We start from the raw sequence: 16,632 nt of genomic DNA on the forward strand, positions 1-16,632 counted from the left end.
AAATTTATAGATCGGGCCGCGACAACAAAAAAGCCTGGACTTGATCGATAAAATTGCATCCTTTTCTATCAGCGAGGATTGAGGAGTCGGGACTATTGCTAGTGGCCGTCACTCTCAGGGGCATACGCATATGGCGAAGTCTTGGTTCGGCTGGTTTGGTGGAAAGACCGAGGTGGAACGTCGGGCCGAAAGGCCACGGGCGGCCATTACCGTTGGCCCCGACGATATCGATCCGCTGACCGGGGCCCTCTATTGGGACCGCTTTCAGGTGATGCTGGAAGCAGAACAGGCGCAGGAGCCCGGGGTTCTGCTGCTGATCGATCTCAGCGAGCGCTCGATCCGCGTTGGCGCGACCGAAGAGGAAAAGGCCCTCGAAATTCTGCCCTGGCTGGCACAGGCCATCAGGCAGGCCATCCGCGCCGATGACCTCCTGGCCCATGTCGATGGCTACCGTTTCGCGGTGCTGTTGCGCGGCGCTCCGCAGGAGGTTGGTCAGATGACCAGCGACCGCATCCTCGATTCAGTCGACAACACCATTTTCATGACGGCCGACGGCATATCCAAACTCGACATCACCATCGGTGGCGCGGTGTTCGAAGTTGACGACGGCAAGGCGGTCTTTGATACCGCCGCAGAAAATCTCGATCGCGCCAAGCGCCTCGAACAGCCGGCGCTCGTTCAATAGACGAGTGCGCAGCCTCAGCCTTGTCCGGGCGGTTTACTGGCCCGGACTTCTGGCGAGTTTGGAGCCGAGCAGTTCGCCCTGCTCGCTCAGGATCGAATAGGCGACCCCACACAGCAGCGAATTGATGTGACGGAGCGAGCGGACGGTCTGCAGATGCAGTTCGCTCGTTTCAAAGCTGTTGGGATCGCCTTTGCGCAGACGGGCGAAGTGCTGGTTCATGCTGGAGCGCTCGAGCACGCCAACGGCATCTTTTTCGGCCACGAGCTGGCGCGCGGATTCAATGTCTTCGGAAACCAGCACATTGAGCGCGAGCTGGAGATTGCCCAGCACTCTTGCGTGGAGATCGAGTAATTCCTGCCAGCCTTGTGGCGAGAACGTCAGGTGACGATCGGCGAGCTGGTCGGCGACGCGGAGCAATTGGCGCGCGATAATGTCGCCGGCCTGCTCGAGCCCGATGGCAAAGGTGCTAAGATCGGAGGCGCGGCTGACCTGGCTCTCGTCCATATTGTCCCAGTCGAGCTGGGAGAGGAAAAGCTTGATCGAGGCATTGGCGCGATCGACTTCGGGCTCCAGCGCCTTGACCCGGCGGATGGCCGTCTTGTCGCCGCCCTTGAGGATTTCCATCGCCGGCTGGAGCATGACCTCCACCATTTCGCTCATGCGCAAAAGCTCGCGCGTGGCGCTGGCAAGAGCCGCATCGACATTGCCACCGCCGCCCGCGGCAAGAGCGGGACGCCGGAGGCGCGCCAGATCTGCGGTTTCATCGGCGGGACTTTCATTGACCACCCGATCGAGGAGCCGCGAGGCGGGGCCGACAAGCGGCAGGCCGAGGATCATGACGACGAAGTTGAAGCCCGAGTGAAAGAGGCTCGCCTGCAGCCCGACATTGCCCGGCAGGCCGAGCGTATGGACCTGCAAAACTTCGATGATGACGAGGCAGATGATCGCCGCGCCGCCGCGGAACAGCAGGGCCCCGAGGGCAATGCGCCGGGCCCGCACATCCGCGCCGCGCGTCATGCCTAAGGCGATGAGCGTGCCGCCGAGATTGGCGCCGAGCACGAGAGCCGCGGCCACTTCGAACGGGATGGCGCCCGCCGTGCCGAAAGTGATGATGACAAGGACGCTGGCGACGGAGGAATAGGAAAGCCAGGTGATGATGGCGGCGACGATAAAGCCGGTCCAGGGATCGCCGCGCAGATAATCGATGGCCATGGCCAGCATATCGCTGTCGCGCCAGGGCGCGGTCGCTTCGGAGACCATTTCAAGTGAAAGCAGAACGAAGGCGATGCCGAGGATCATGCGGCCGAGCTGCTTCATCTGCCGGTCATTGGCGCGGAGGAACAGCGTACCGCCAAGAATGATCAGCGGCGCGGTGAGGAGCGTCAGATCAAAGGAGAGAACACTGGCGACAAGTGCCGAGCCGAAATAGGCGCCGAGCATCAGCGCCAGGCCCGTGCTGCCAGCAAGGAGACCGCCCGCCGCGAAACTTGAAGCCAGCGCCGCTACGGCCGTCGAGCTTTGCAGCGCCACGGCCATGCCCGTGCCCACGGTCGCGGCCGAAAGCGCGCTGCGTTCAGCATGGGCCAGTGTGCGCTTGAGCTGCGCCGAATAGGCCCGCTCCACCGCCGTCCGCACCATGCGCACGGCCCAGAGCAGGAGGACGATGGCCGCCACCAGATGGACGATGATGAAGTACATCAGGCCTCCCCTGCCCGCGCATTGTTTCGAGTCGCCAGCATGTTCACATGAACGCTTAAGGCGCAACCGCTCGATGCAATCGGGTGCAAAATGCCGTCAAGGAGTGAATTGGTCATAGCCCACATTTATCAGCCAATTTGGACCAGTTTGCGATGCACTCTTGATCATTCGCGCCGTCCAAAATGTTCATTTGAACATTTTTCTGTTGCAAACGCGCATTGCGCTGTTACCAATTTGCGGAGCACGGGGCGGGGAGGCCTCGGCCAAAACACAAAGGGAGTGAGAATGTTCAAGAACGTTTTGTTCCTGTCTGCGGGCCTGGCTGCCGTTTTGTCGGCAGCGCCGGTCGCGGCACAGACCGAAATTTCCTGGTGGCACGCGCTGGATGCCGAATTGGGCAAGAAGCTCGAATCCATTGCTCAGGGTTTTAATGACAGCCAGTCCGACTACAAGATCGTCACCACCTATAAGGGCAGCTATCCCGAAACCCTGACCGCGGCGATTGCCGCATTCCGCGCCAATGAACAGCCGGCCATCGTGCAGGTCTTCGAGGTCGGCACCGGCACGATGATGGCCGCCAAGGGCGCCGTGAAGCCGGTCTATGAACTCATGACCGAGAACAACCAGCCCTGGGATCCCACCGCATTCCTCGCGCCGGTTGTCGGCTACTATTCCGACACCGATGGCAACATCCTGTCGCTGCCGTTCAATTCGTCCACCCCGATCATGTACTACAACAAGACCGCCTTCGAAAAAGCCGGGCTCGACCCGAATGCGCCGCCCAAGACCTGGGCCGAGGTCGAAGACTATATGAACAAGATCGTCGACTCGGGCGCGGCGAAATGCGGGCTGAGCACGGCCTGGGTATCCTGGATACAGCTCGAAAATCTCTCCGCCATCCACGACCAGCAATATGGCACGCTCGAAAACGGCTTTGGCGGCCTCGGCACCGAATTCACCTTCAACGGCCCGGTGCAGGCCAAGCACTGGGAAAACCTCAAGAAGTGGTCCGACGCCGGCCTTTATCAATATGGCGGTCCGGTCGGGGGGCCCGATGCGGCGCCGAAATTCTACTCGGGCGAATGCGCCATCTATATGAATTCCTCGGGCTCACGCGCCGGCGTTATCGCCAACTCCAAGGATTTCGAGGTCGGCTTCGCGCCCCTGCCCTATTACGACGATGTGACCACCGATCCGAAGAACTCGATCATCGGCGGGGCGACCCTTTGGGTGCTCAATGGCAAGGACCCGGACGTCTATAAGGGCGTCGCCGAATTCTTCACCTATCTCAGCAAGCCCGAAGTGCAGGCCGATTGGCACCAGGCCACCGGCTATCTGCCCATCACCAATGCGGCCTATGAGCTCGGCAAGGAACAGGGCTATTACGACGCCAATCCGGGTTCTTCGGTTGCCATCGAGCAGATCACCCGCGGCACGCCCACGGCCAATTCCAAGGGCATTCGCTTCGGCAATTTGAGCCAGGTCCGCACTGTTATTGACGAGGAATTCGAAGCGCTTCTCGCCGGACAGAAAACGGCCCAGGAAGCGCTCGACACCGCCGTCTCCCGTGGCAACGAAATTCTGCGCGAATTCGAAGCCACCAACCAATAGACCGGCAGGGGGCCGGAGACATCCGGCCCCGTTCCATCCGTGACCAGGCGGGGCCGTGAGGCCGGCCTTCGACGGTGGCCCGTGCGAGGACCCATGCAGACCAAACGCACCATCTTTCCCAACAAGCTGCTGCCCTATGCGCTCCTCGCGCCGCAGCTTGCCGTGACCCTGATCTTTTTCATCTGGCCCGCCCTGCAGGCGGTGAAATCCTCGTTCGAACGGGAAGATCCATTCGGGTTCAAGACATCGTTCATCTGGTTCGACAATTATCGCCGGATTTTCGGCGATCCAAATTATCTCGGCTCGCTCGGCCGCACCGCCATATTCGCCCTTTCGGTGACGTTTCTCGCCATGGCCGTCTCGCTGGTGCTGGCGGTTGCGGTCAATCGGCTGCTGCGCTCGGGCAAGGTCTACACCACCCTCCTGGTCTGGCCCTATGCGGTGGCGCCGGTCGTCGTGGGCATTCTCTGGTGGTTCATCTTCAACCCCTCGATCGGTATTGCGCCCTATGTCCTGCGCGGCTTGGGCGTGAACTGGAACCATCGCATCGACGGCAATCAGGCGATGATCCTGATCGTCATCGCCGCCGCCTGGAAACAGATCTCCTATAATTTCCTGTTCTTCGTCGCCGGGCTCCAGTCGGTACCGCAATCGCTCAACGAGGCCGCCGCCATCGACGGGGCGGGACCGTTCAAACGGTTCTGGACGATCACCTTCCCATTGATCTCGCCAACGACCTTCTTCCTGCTGATCATCAACATCAACTACGCCATGTTCGACACCTTCGGCATCGTCGATGCGACCACGAGCGGTGGCCCGGCACAGGCGACCAATATCCTCGTCTACAAGGTCTACACCGACGGCGTGCTGAACCTGAATCTGGGCTCTTCGGCCGCGCAATCGGTCATCCTGATGCTGATCGTCATCGCTCTCACCGTCGTGCAGTTCCGCTTCGTCGAACGTCGCGTGCAGTATTAAGGGGCCGATGCAAAATGGTTGAAAACAGACCCTTTCTCACCCTCCTCACGCATCTGGTGCTGATCATTGGCGTCGTGATCGTGGTGTTCCCCGTCTATCTCGCGCTCATCGCTTCGACCCATGGTCCCGGCCAGTTCGTCAGCGGCCTTGTGCCGTTGCTGCCCGGCCCGCATATGATCGAGAATTACAGCACTATCTGGAACGAGGGGCTGTCGAGTTCGGGTGCGCCGCCGATCTGGGTGATGATGATGAATTCCCTCGTCATGGCCGTGGCCATCGCCGTGGGCAAGATCATGATCTCGCTGCTCTCGGCCTATGCGATCGTCTATTTCAAATTCCCGTTCCGGCTTCTGGCCTTCTGGATCATCTTCATCACCCTGATGCTGCCGGTCGAGGTGCGCATCATTCCCACCTTCAAGGTGGTGGCGGACCTGGGGATGCTCAATTCCTATCAGGGACTGATCCTGCCCCTGATCGCTTCGGCGACCGCGACCTTTCTTTTCCGCCAGTTCTTCCTGACCATTCCCGACGAACTGATGGAAGCGGCGCGCGTCGATGGCGCGGGGCCGATGAAGTTCTTCCGCGATATTCTCCTGCCGCTGAGCCGGACCAATATCGCCGCGCTCTTCGTCATCCTCTTCATCTATGGCTGGGTGCAATATATGTGGCCGCTGCTCGTGACCTCCGACAGCCGCTATTACACCATCGTCATGGGCATCAAGCGCCTCGCCGCAAGCGCCGATTCCGAGCCGCTTTGGCATCTCGTCATGGCTGCGGTGATCCTCGCCATGCTGCCCCCCGTCCTTATCGTCATCTTCATGCAGCGCCTGTTCGTCAAAGGCCTCGTGGAAACGGAGAAATAAGCCATGGCCACGATCAACCTGGTTGACCTCATGAAGAGCTACGGCCCGATTCCGGCCGTCAAAGGCATCAATCTCTCGGTTAAAGATGGCGAGCTCATCGTTCTCGTCGGCCCCTCGGGCTGCGGAAAATCGACCCTGCTGCGCATGGTGGCCGGGCTCGAATCCGTCACGTCCGGCCGCATCGAGATTGCCGGGCGGGACGTGGTCAAAGCCGAACCGGCCGAGCGCGACATCGCCATGGTGTTCCAGAACTACGCGCTCTATCCACACATGACGGTGCGCCAAAACCTCGAATATGGCCTCAAGAACCGCGGCACGCTGCGCGAGGAGATCGACCGCCGCGTCCGGGAAGCCGGCGATATCTTGGAAATTGGCCCCATGCTGGACCGAAAACCGCGCCAGCTGTCCGGCGGCCAGCGCCAGCGCGTCGCCATGGGACGCGCCATCGTGCGTGAACCGGCCGCTTTCCTCTTTGACGAACCGCTCTCCAACCTCGATGCCAAGCTGCGCGTGCAGATGCGGGTGGAAATCAAAAAGCTGCAACGCCGGCTCAAGACCACCAGCCTCTATGTGACGCACGACCAGCTCGAAGCCATGACCCTGGCCGACCGGCTAGTGGTGATGAATGGCGGGCTCGTCGAACAGATCGGCACGCCGACCGAAGTCTATGACCGACCCGCGACCCTCTTCGTTGCGGGCTTCATCGGCTCCCCGCCAATGAACCTGCTGCCGGTTTCGGCGCTCGCTGCGGCATCAGGCTTTGAGACTCTCGACCTGCCCGCTGGCACCGATATGGTGGGTATTCGCCCCGACCATTTTGCACTCGAAACGCCGGCCGAGCCCAGCCTGGCGCTCGCTGCAACGGTGGAATTGCTCGAACCGGTCGGCGGGGAAAGCCACCTCCATGTGCGCCTGAACAATGGCGACCACCCCATCATCCTCAGCGTTCCGGGCCGCCCGGACATTGTCGAAGCCGCGGCGATCACCGTTCACGTAAGGCCCGGCGACATGCACCCGTTCAACCGCGAAAGCGGCCACCGCACCGACACGCCGGCCGCAAAACCGCAATAATCCACTTACTGGCTTGAAAGCCCTCAACAAAGACGCGTCATGACCCTTCCATCCGATATCGGTCCCGCACGGGATGAAGTTCAGGCCCATCGCGGCGCGTCCGCCGTGGCGCCGGAAAACACCGTCGCCGCCTTCCGGGCTGCCGCCGAACAGGGCGCGCGCTGGGTCGAACTCGATGTGGCGCTCCTTGCGGACGACACGCTGGTCGTCATCCACGACGACAGCATCGATCGCACCACTTCGGGCAAGGGCTCGCTCGGCGCCCTCACCCATGCGGACGTCGCAAAGCTCGATGCCGGCGCCTGGTTCGACGCCAAATTTGCCGGCGAGCGCCTGTCGACACTGGCCGAAGTCATCAAGGCGCTCGGCGAATTCGGCCTCAGCGCCAATGTGGAAATCAAGCAGCACAAGCACCACAAGTCGCTCGACCAATTGGTGCGCGCCGTTCAGGCAGACATCAACAAGCGCGACCCGAAAACCCAGATCATGATTTCGAGCTTTGACCCCGAAGCGCTCAGGGCCATGCACGCGCTCGAGCCCGACCTCGAAATGGCCATGCTCTGGGATCGTCCGCCGGAAGACTGGGCCGAGAGGCTCAAAACCATCCCGGCCACCACCATCCACATGCACTACAAGGCGCTGAGCATCGGCCTGCTGGAAGAAACCGGCAAAAACGGTATCAAGGTGCGCGCCTGGACCTGCAACAACCCCGTCGAGCTGGTCTCCTTCTGGGGCGCAGGCCTGACCGGGGTCATCACCGACAATCCCAAGCTCTTTCTGGGATAGCAGAGGCTTTCGGCCCAAAATGCTGTCGCATAGGCAACGTGAAATCCTGAGCCTGATCGAAACCGAGGGCGCTCAATATATCGAGCCCCTGGCGGCCCGCTATGACGTGACCACCCAGACCATCAGGCGCGACATCAATGCGCTCTGTGATCTGGGCTATGCGCGGCGCTTCCATGGCGGCGTCGACATGCCCGTCGGCACGCGCAATATCTCGGTCAATGCCCGCGCCGCGCTCAATAGCCTCGCCAAACAGCGGATCGCCCGGCGAATTGCCGCTGCCATTCCCGCGGGCTCGACCGTGTTCATGGGCATCGGCAGCACCGTGCAATTCGTGGCCGAAGCCTTGCGCGATCACCACGATCTGCGCGTCGTGACCAACAATATCGATGTCGCCCTGACCCTGTCGGAGGCGCCGCAGGTCGAAGTGCATATGACAGGCGGCCTCCTGCGCCACAACGACCGCGACGTCGTGGGCCCTGACGCCCTCAATTTCTTCGAGAAATTCTATGCCTCGCACGCCGTCGTCGGCGCCGGCGCACTCGACCCGGAAAAGGGCATTCTGGATTTCAGCTATAGCGAATCCCAGTTGACCGCAAAACTGCTGGAAAACGCGCGCGTAAAATTCCTCGCCGCCGATGTCAGCAAGTGGTCACGCGACGCTTCGGTGCGGGTCGCGCCGTTCACCGCGATAACCAGCTTTTTCACCGACACCTTGCCCAATGACAAACGCGTCGCCGCGGCATTCGAAAGCGCCGGGATCAGCGTCGAAATCTGCGGCGGAGAGGCCGAATGAGTTTTATCGGCCCCGCCCCCCGGCCCGAGGATCTGCACGATGTCCGCTATCTCCTCACCGACATCGACGACACGCTAACCACCGAAGGTCGCTTGCTGCCTGAAACCTATCAGGCGCTCTGGGACCTGCATGCGGCCGGGATCAAAGTCGTAACGGTAACGGGTGGCTCTGCGGGCTGGTGCGAGCACATTGTCCGAGCATGGCCCGTGGCCGCAGCCATCGGCGAGAGCGGCGCTTTCGTGATGACGGCCGAGCACAACCGGGTCGAGGTCGAATATTGGGAAGACGAGGCCTTGCAGGTGGAACGGCAAACGCGCCACCTGGCCACCGTTGCGCCACTGCTCGGCACCCGCTTTCGCCTCGCCCACGACCAGCGCTTTCGCCTCGCCGACGTCGCGATCGACATCGTCGGCTACCCGCGCGCGGAGGTGGACGCCCTGTCTGCCGAAATCCGCGCACACGGCGGCACGGTTGCGATCAGCTCGGTGCATATCAACACCTGGATCGGCGACTACAACAAACGCACCATGAGCGAACGCCTGCTGCGCCGCTGGGGACTCGGCGATGCTGAACTCGCCCAGCAGGTTAGCTTTGCCGGCGACTCCCGCAACGACGCCCCCATGTTCTCCTTTCTGAGCAAGACCTTTGGCGTCGCTAACATCTTGCCCGTACTGGACGATTTGCCGACAAAACCGCGCTGGATTACCGCTGATATCGCGGGCAGGGGTTTTGTCGAACTGGCCAGTGAATTGATCAGCGCAAAGCGCCTGCCTCCATTTTCAGCATAGCCATCATTCTGCAAAGGAAGTAGACACCACCGCGCCAGTCATGCAGTGACTGAGCCGCATAGGCCCTTGCAGTTGAGTACCATGGCAGAGTCGCTTTCGATTCTGGTGATTGACGACAACGCGATCCGCGCTTCGATCATCGAGGCCGGGTTGCGCGAGGCCGGCCATGCGTCCGTGCGCGTCATCACCGATATCGAGGATGTCGCGCGACGGATCGGCGAGATTGCGCCCGATGTGGTGATCATCGATCTCGAAAATCCCAATCGCGACGTGCTGGAGCACTTTTTTGCGCTGAGCCGCACCATCAAGCGGCCCATTGCCATGTTTGTCGACAAATCCGACCCGGCGGAAATCGAAGCCGCTGTCGATGCCGGCGTATCTGCTTACGTGGTCGATGGGCTGCGCAAGGATCGCATCAAATCGATCCTCGACATGGCCATCGTCCGCTTTCGCGCCTTTTCGCGGCTACAGGGCGAGCTTGACGCGGCCCGCTCCGAACTGCAGGGGCGCAAGGTGATCGACAAGGCGAAGGGCATCCTGATGACGTCGCGCGGCCTCTCTGAAGATGCGGCCTATACGCTGCTGCGCACCACGGCGATGAACCAAAACCGCAAGATCGTCGAGATCGCTCAGGCGGTGGTCACGGCCGCAGAACTGCTGGGACCATGAAGAAGGATTTTTGCTCATGGGCCTGACGCAGATATCAGCCGGATATGTGCCGCTGCTCGATAGCGCCGTGCTGCTTGCCACCGAAGAATTCGGTTTTGCCGAGAGCGAGGGCCTGCACCTTAACCTCGTGCGCGAAACCTCCTGGGCCAATATCCGCGATCGCGTGGCCATCGGTCATCTCGATGTCGCCCATATGCTGGGACCCATGCCCCTGAGCGCTAATCTGGGGTTAACGCCGCTCGATGCTGCGGTGATCGCCCCGATGGCGCTTGGCCTCGGCGGCGCGGCTATCACCATGTCCAATGCTGTCTGGGCGCAAATGGCCGAGGCGGGGGCGCCCGAAGATGGTGCGCCGGGACCAGCTGGGCAAGCGCTGCGAAAAGTGGTCGTGGACCGGACTCGTGCCGGCGAACCGCGCCTCCGTCTTGCGGTGGTACATCCCGAAAGCGCACACAACTACACCCTGCGCTATTGGCTGGCGGCCTCGGGCATCGATCCCGATCATGACGTCGATATCGTCATCGTGCCGCCGCCATTGCAGGCCGATGCGCTTGCGGCAAAGCGCACCGATGGCTTTTGCGTTGGCGAGCCCTTCGGTTCCGTTGCCGTGGCGCGTGGGGTCGGACGGATCGTGACCACCAAGGGCCAGATCTGGCAGATGAGCCCCGACAAGGTGCTGGGCACGCGGCTGCAATGGGCGGAGCGTTTTCCCGAGCAACTGGCCGCCCTGCTTCGCGCCGCAACGCGGGCCGCGCGCTGGTGCGAAGATCCAGCCAACCACGCAGCTCTCGCAGCCATGCTGGCGCGCGAGGATCGGTTGAATATCGATGCCGACCTGCTGCTCCGCGCCCTCACCGGCAGGCTGCAATTTGAGCCGGGTGTGGAAAAGTCTATGCCGGACTTTTTCGTGCCCTATTCCCGCGCCGCCAACTTCCCCTGGGTGAGCCACGCGCTGTGGTTCTATTCGCAAATGGTGCGCTGGGGCCAGGTGGCACACACGCCGGAAAACGCGAAGAAGGCGGCGATGAGCTATAGGCCGGACCTCTACCGTGCCGCGCTATCGGGCATGGGCATGCCGGTGCCCGGCGCCAGCAGCAAGATCGAAGGTGCACTGACCGAACCGACGGAAGTCGGCGCCATAGGCGGACGCCTGATGCTGGGGCCGGATGGCTTTTTTGATGGGAGCGATTTCGATCCCGATCAGCTCGATGCTTATATCGCCGCTCAGGCGCAACGGTGAACACGAAATAAGCAGATTGCCGATCTGCCGTGCAAATGATCACACATCGACAAGTGCCTCTTTCCCGCTACGCACCACCTAACCGTCTGGAAAACATGGAGTTTGGCCAGAAAGTCCAGTTTGGCACGCTTCCTGCAATGATATTCCCGAGCGCTTCGGCGCAGTGAAATCACGGCGTCCAACGATGGGCGCCACATATTGGCAACGCCGCCAACCACAGTTTCTTCGTCCCTTGGACGGAGTTCCTGCTGGTTGGCGGCGTTTTCGTTTTGGTCTTCGGGTCCGGCAGGACCCCGGTTTGATGGGAAGAACATGGCCGAAAAACTCGTCATCATCGGTGCAGGCATGGCCTCGGGGCGCATGCTGGAACATCTGTTCGAGGCCGAACCCGGCCGCTACGACGTCACCCTTTTCGGCGCCGAACCGCGCGGCAACTACAACCGCATCATGCTCTCCCCAGTGCTGGCCGGCGAAAAGCGCTACGAAGACATCGTCACCCACGATGCCGACTGGTACGCCGCCAACAACGTCAATTGCCGCTTCGGCCAGACGGTCACCAAGATCGACCGCGAGGCAAAGTCGGTGTTCGCCGATGGCGTCGAAACGCCCTATGATCGGCTGGTTATCGCGACGGGTTCCGCGCCCTTCATCCTTCCCATTCCGGGCAAGGACCTACCCGGCGTCCGCGCCTTCCGCGATCTCGACGACGTCGAAGCCATGGTCGCAGTGGCCGGCAAGCCGGACGCGAAAGCCGTGGTCATTGGAGGCGGTCTCCTGGGCCTCGAAGCCGCGGCAGCCCTGCGTGGACGGGGCATGGAGGTGGTGGTTCTGCATCTCGCCGGCCACCTGATGGAACGCCAGCTCGATGCGGCAGCCGGCTATCTGCTGCGACGCGAACTCGAAGGCCGTGGCATCAAGGTTCATTGCAAGGCGCAGACCAAGGCCATTCTCGGCACCGACCGTGTTGAAGCCGTGGCGCTCGACGACGGCACGATCTATCCGGCCGATCTCGTCGTCATGGCCGCCGGTATCCGTCCGGAAACGCGGCTTGCGACCGACGCGGGGATCGAGATCAATCGCGGTATCGTCGTCAGCGACGCCATGGTGACCTCGGACCCTGACATTCTGGCGCTGGGCGAATGCGTCGAGCACAAGGGCGCCGTTTATGGTCTCGTCGCGCCGCTCTATGACATGGCCAAAGTGGCGGCCAAGACCCTGACCGGCAGCGAGGCCGCGTTCAAGCCGGTGCAGACCGCCACCCAGCTCAAGGTGACCGGCGTCAGCCTCTATTCGGCCGGCGACTTCGCCGAGGCCGATGACCGCGAGGAAATCGTGCTGCGCGACGCGACGGCCGGCGTCTACAAGCGCGTTGTGCTCAAGGACAATCGCATCCTCGGCGCCGTGCTCTATGGCGACACGGCCGATGGCTCGTGGTTCTTCGACCTTTTGAAGCGCAGCACCGATATCGCGCCGATGCGCGACACCCTGATCTACGGACAAAGCTACGGTGGAGGCGCCAGTGCCGACCCGCTCGCCGCCGTCGCGGCCCTCCCCGCTGAAGCTGAAATCTGCGGCTGCAACGGCGTCTGCAAGGGCACCATTTCCAGTGCCATCACCTCCAAGGGCCTGACCTCGCTCGACGATGTGCGCGCCCACACCAAGGCTTCGGCCTCTTGCGGCTCGTGCACCGGGCTCGTCGAAAAGCTGCTGATGTCCACCTTGGGCGACAGCTACAATCCGGCCGCCATCCAGCCCATGTGCCCCTGCACCGAGCTTGGCCACGACGAAGTGCGCCGCCTGATCGTGGCGCAGGGCCTCAAATCCATTCCCGCCGTAATGCAGGAACTGGGCTGGAAAACCTCCTGCGGTTGCGCCAAGTGCCGCCCGGCACTGAACTACTATCTCGTCGCCAACTGGCCCGGCGAATATGAGGACGATGGCCAGTCGCGTTTCATCAACGAGCGCGTCCACGCCAATATCCAGAAGGACGGGACCTATTCGGTCGTGCCGCGCATGTTCGGCGGCCTCACCACCGCCAATGAATTGCGCGCCATCGCCGACGTCGCCGACAAGTTCGAGGTGCCGACCATCAAGGTGACCGGCGGCCAGCGCATCGATCTTTTGGGCATCAAGAAGGAAGACTTGCCCGCGGTCTGGGCCGACCTCAACAAGGCCGGCATGATGTCGGGCGCCGCCTATGCCAAGGGGCTGCGCACGGTGAAAACCTGCGTCGGCTCGGACTGGTGCCGCTTCGGCACGCAGGATTCGACCGGCCTCGGCGTCCGCATCGAAAAGTTCATGTGGGGCTCCTGGACCCCGGCAAAACTCAAACTCGCCGTCTCCGGCTGCCCGCGCAATTGCGCTGAGGCGACCTGCAAGGATATCGGCGTGATCTGCGTCGACTCCGGCTACGAAATCCATTTCGGCGGCGCCGCCGGTCTCGACATCAAGGGCACGGAAGTCCTCTGCCACGCCAAGACCGAGGACGAGGCGATGGAAATCATCGCAGCGCTGACCCAGCTCTATCGCGAGCAAGGCCGCTATCTCGAACGCATCTATAAATGGGCCAAGCGCGTCGGCTCGGACTCCATCAAGGCCAATGTGGTGGAAGATCTCGGCAAGCGCCGTCAGCTGTTCGAGCGCTTCGTTTATTCCCAGAAGTTCGCCCAGGTCGATCCTTGGGAAGAGCGCGTCAACGGCCGCGACGCCCATGAATTCGCTGCCATGGCCGATTTCCAGATGTTGCAGGCAGCGGAGTGATGGCGATGAACGATTGGGTCGATATCGGGTGCCTCGAAGACGTTCCTCGCCGCGGCGCCCGCTGCATCAATACGCCGCTGGGCAAGATCGCGGTGTTCCGCACGGCCGATGACAGGGTTTTTGCCATCGACGATCAGTGTCCGCACAAAGGCGGCCCCCTGAGCCAGGGCATCGTCCACGGCGCCCAGGTCACCTGCCCGCTCCACAACTGGGTTTTCTCGCTCGAAACGGGCGTCGCCCAGGGCGCCGACGAGGGCGCGGTGCGGACCTATCCGCTCCGCCTCCATCAGGACCGCATCCTTATCGATGCCCAGACTTTTGCGGCCGCCACGGCCGCCTGACCCCCATCAGGAGAACGCAAAATGGACTACGTTGCCCCTACCGACTTCATCAAGAAAATGATCGACGCCGGCGAAGCCAAGGTCTTCATGTCCACGCGGGACACGCTGATCCGCGCCTTCATGGCCGGTGCCATCCTGGCGCTCGCCGCTGCCTTTGCCATCACCATCACCGTGCAGACCGGTCAGCCGCTTGCCGGGGCCATTCTGTTCCCCGTCGGCTTTTGCCTCCTCTATCTCATGGGCTTTGACCTGCTAACCGGCGTTTTCACCCTCGTGCCGCTGGCTCTGATCGACAAGCGCCCCGGCGTCACCATGGGTGGCGTGCTGCGCAATTGGGGCCTGGTCTTTGCCGGTAATTTTGCGGGCGCGCTGACCGTAGCTTTGATGATGGCTGTCGTCGTTACCTTCGGCTTCACCCAGGCGCCTGACGCGGTGGGCGAACGCATCGGGCATATCGGCGAGGGCCGCACGCTAGGCTATGCCGCCCATGGCGCCGCCGGCATGCTGACCCTCTTTATCCGCGGCGTGCTCTGCAACTGGATGGTATCGACCGGCGTCGTCGCGGCGATGATGTCCAACTCCGTCACTGGCAAGGTTCTGGGCATGTGGATGCCCATCATGCTGTTCTTCTATATGGGCTTTGAGCATTCCATCGTGAACATGTTCCTCTTCCCCTCGGGCATCCTGCTTGGCGGCCAGTTCTCCTTCTGGGACTATATGGTCTGGAACGAGATCCCGACCGTCATCGGCAATCTCGTCGGCGGCCTGACCTTTGTCGGCCTCACCCTCTACGCGACCCACAGCCGCACTGCCCCGTCGCGCAAGAAACCCTCTGCGGTTGGCAGTGTTCGCGAAGTCAAAGCCAGCCCCGTCGCGGCCGAATAAGCAAAGCAAGGAGACCGGGAGATGCACATCGTCACGCGCCAGCCGGGTGAAGCACAGCGTCCGCGCCTCGCTGCCCTCTCCACCCTCCCGGTCTTTTACACCCTTACCGGCAAGCGCGTATTGCTTGCCGGCGGCTCGGAAGCAGCGGCCTGGAAGGCCGAACTGCTGGCCGCAACCGGTGCCACGGTCGAAGTCGCGGCACCCGAAGACGAACTTTCCGAAGAGATGCAGGGCCTTGCCGCTTCCGGCCAGGTGACGCTGCTTGGCTGCCATTGGTCGGCCATCGCCTGGGATGGCTATGCCATGGCGGTCGGCGATTGCGAGGACGAAGCGGAAGCCGCGCACTTTGCAGCCGCTGCGCGTCGTTTCGGCGTGCCGGTCAATGTCATCGACAAGCCGGCATTCTGCGATTTCCAGTTCGGCTCCATCGTCAACCGCTCGCCGCTGGTGGTGGGTATTTCAACGACTGGCGCTGCGCCTATTCTCGGCCAGGCCGTTCGCCAGCGTATCGAATCCATGCTGCCCAAAAGCCTGACCGATTGGGCTGGTCTTGCGCGCCACATCCGCGAACGCGCCACGACCATGCTTCAGCCCGGCCCGGAGCGGCGCCAATTTTGGCAGCGCCTGGCCGACAAGGCTTTTCACACCCCCGCAGAAGAGGCCGAACTCGAAAGCTGGATCGACGAGGCCAAGGGCACCGAAGGCGGCCGTGTCACCCTGGTCGGTGCTGGTCCGGGCGATGCCGAGTATCTGACGCTGAAAGCCATGCGCGCCCTGCAAGCCGCCGACGTTATTCTCTTCGATGATCTCGTTTCCGACGACGTTCTGGAGCTGGCACGGCGCGAGGCCAAGCGCATTCTCGTCGGCAAGCGCGGCGGTCGCGATAGCTGCAAACAGGAAGACATCAACCGCACCATGATTACCCTCGCCAAGGGCGGGCGTCGCGTGGTGCGCCTCAAATCCGGCGATCCGATGATTTTCGGCCGGGCCGGCGAGGAGATCGCCGAACTGAACCGGGCCGGCATTCCAGTAGACGTCGTGCCCGGCATTACTACCGCCTTGGCGCTTGCGGCCGAACTCAAACTCTCGCTGACCCACCGCGATTGCGCCCAGTCGGTCCGCTTCGTCACCGCCCATAGCCGCGACGGCAAACTGCCCACCAATCTCGATTGGTCCGCCCTCGCCGACAAATCGACGACGCATCTCTACTACATGGCCGGCCGCACCTCGGGCGAACTGGTAGAGCGCCTGCTCGACGCGGGACTAGCGCCCGAAACGCCCGTGGTCTTTGCCACCAATGTCAGCCGCGCGGGACAGACCATCGTCCACACCTGCCTTTCAGACGCGGGGAACCAGGCCAAAAACCTCGATCTCGATTGCCCGATCATCCTCGCCATCGGTTCGGCCCTCCAAACCACAGCGGCAGCAAAACAGCGCCAGACGGCCTGAACCAGCGCAGCGTCG

15 protein-coding genes are annotated in these 16,632 nt (G+C 62.2%); 14 read left to right on the forward strand and 1 reads right to left on the reverse strand.

Annotated elements, in window-relative coordinates; genetic code table 11:
• Nucleotides 1-130 precede the first annotated feature (130 nt).
• Nucleotides 131-685 carry a diguanylate cyclase domain-containing protein gene (locus ASD83_RS10480; protein ID WP_056310632.1) on the forward strand — a complete coding sequence of 185 codons (555 nt, stop codon included), beginning with the start codon at nt 131-133 and terminating at the stop codon, nt 683-685.
• Between the two features lie 33 nt (nt 686-718).
• On the opposite strand, the gene ASD83_RS10485 is transcribed toward ASD83_RS10480, so the two are convergent.
• The gene (locus ASD83_RS10485; protein WP_056310634.1) at nt 719-2,383 is read right to left on the reverse strand and encodes a Na/Pi cotransporter family protein; all 1,665 of its coding nucleotides are present in this window, start codon (nt 2,381-2,383) and stop codon (nt 719-721) included.
• A gap of 285 nt (nt 2,384-2,668) precedes the next feature.
• Between ASD83_RS10485 and ugpB the strand changes: the two genes are divergently transcribed.
• From ugpB to cysG, 13 genes are all read left to right on the forward strand, one after another.
• On the forward strand, nt 2,669-3,994 hold the full coding sequence (ugpB, locus tag ASD83_RS10490) for a sn-glycerol-3-phosphate ABC transporter substrate-binding protein UgpB (protein ID WP_056310636.1): 1,326 nt from the start codon (nt 2,669-2,671) through the stop codon (nt 3,992-3,994).
• Between the two features lie 93 nt (nt 3,995-4,087).
• Entirely contained in the window at nt 4,088-4,972 is an 885-nt protein-coding gene (gene ugpA, locus ASD83_RS10495; RefSeq protein WP_056310638.1) for a sn-glycerol-3-phosphate ABC transporter permease UgpA, read from the forward strand.
• A 14-nt stretch (nt 4,973-4,986) separates the two neighbouring features.
• Complete coding sequence (gene ugpE / locus ASD83_RS10500; protein ID WP_056310640.1) at nt 4,987-5,835, forward strand: sn-glycerol-3-phosphate ABC transporter permease UgpE; 849 nt, start codon at nt 4,987-4,989, stop codon at nt 5,833-5,835.
• A 3-nt stretch (nt 5,836-5,838) separates the two neighbouring features.
• Entirely contained in the window at nt 5,839-6,906 is a 1,068-nt protein-coding gene (locus ASD83_RS10505; protein ID WP_056310642.1) for a sn-glycerol-3-phosphate import ATP-binding protein UgpC, read from the forward strand.
• A gap of 39 nt (nt 6,907-6,945) precedes the next feature.
• On the forward strand, nt 6,946-7,692 hold the full coding sequence (locus ASD83_RS10510) for a glycerophosphodiester phosphodiesterase family protein (RefSeq protein WP_056310644.1): 747 nt from the start codon (nt 6,946-6,948) through the stop codon (nt 7,690-7,692).
• A gap of 19 nt (nt 7,693-7,711) precedes the next feature.
• Nucleotides 7,712-8,485: a DeoR/GlpR family DNA-binding transcription regulator gene (locus tag ASD83_RS10515; protein WP_056310646.1), complete on the forward strand. Its 774-nt coding sequence runs from the start codon at nt 7,712-7,714 to the stop codon at nt 8,483-8,485.
• Nucleotides 8,482-9,273 carry an HAD family hydrolase gene (locus ASD83_RS10520; RefSeq protein ID WP_056310648.1) on the forward strand — a complete coding sequence of 264 codons (792 nt, stop codon included), beginning with the start codon at nt 8,482-8,484 and terminating at the stop codon, nt 9,271-9,273. The genes ASD83_RS10515 and ASD83_RS10520 overlap by 4 nt, the downstream gene beginning before the upstream one ends.
• 81 nt (nt 9,274-9,354) lie before the next feature.
• Nucleotides 9,355-9,942 (forward strand): ANTAR domain-containing response regulator, encoded by a 588-nt coding sequence (locus tag ASD83_RS10525; protein ID WP_056310650.1) that lies wholly within the window; start codon nt 9,355-9,357, stop codon nt 9,940-9,942.
• A 16-nt stretch (nt 9,943-9,958) separates the two neighbouring features.
• Entirely contained in the window at nt 9,959-11,182 is a 1,224-nt protein-coding gene (locus ASD83_RS10530; RefSeq protein WP_056310652.1) for a CmpA/NrtA family ABC transporter substrate-binding protein, read from the forward strand.
• 312 nt (nt 11,183-11,494) lie between these two features.
• Nucleotides 11,495-13,942, forward strand: coding sequence for a nitrite reductase large subunit NirB (nirB, locus tag ASD83_RS10535; protein ID WP_056310654.1), 2,448 nt, complete (start codon nt 11,495-11,497; stop codon nt 13,940-13,942).
• Between the two features lie 5 nt (nt 13,943-13,947).
• The gene (gene nirD, locus ASD83_RS10540; RefSeq protein ID WP_056312298.1) at nt 13,948-14,283 is read left to right on the forward strand and encodes a nitrite reductase small subunit NirD; all 336 of its coding nucleotides are present in this window, start codon (nt 13,948-13,950) and stop codon (nt 14,281-14,283) included.
• Nucleotides 14,284-14,304: 21 nt separating this feature from the next.
• Nucleotides 14,305-15,168: a formate/nitrite transporter family protein gene (locus ASD83_RS10545; RefSeq protein ID WP_056310655.1), complete on the forward strand. Its 864-nt coding sequence runs from the start codon at nt 14,305-14,307 to the stop codon at nt 15,166-15,168.
• A gap of 21 nt (nt 15,169-15,189) precedes the next feature.
• A complete protein-coding gene (gene cysG, locus ASD83_RS10550; RefSeq protein WP_056310657.1) occupies nt 15,190-16,617 on the forward strand; it encodes a siroheme synthase CysG in 1,428 nt (475 codons plus the stop codon).
• Nucleotides 16,618-16,632 lie beyond the last annotated feature (15 nt).

The sequence above is a fragment of the Devosia sp. Root685 genome, assembly GCF_001427875.1.
Taxonomy (GTDB): Bacteria; Pseudomonadota; Alphaproteobacteria; order Rhizobiales; family Devosiaceae; genus Devosia.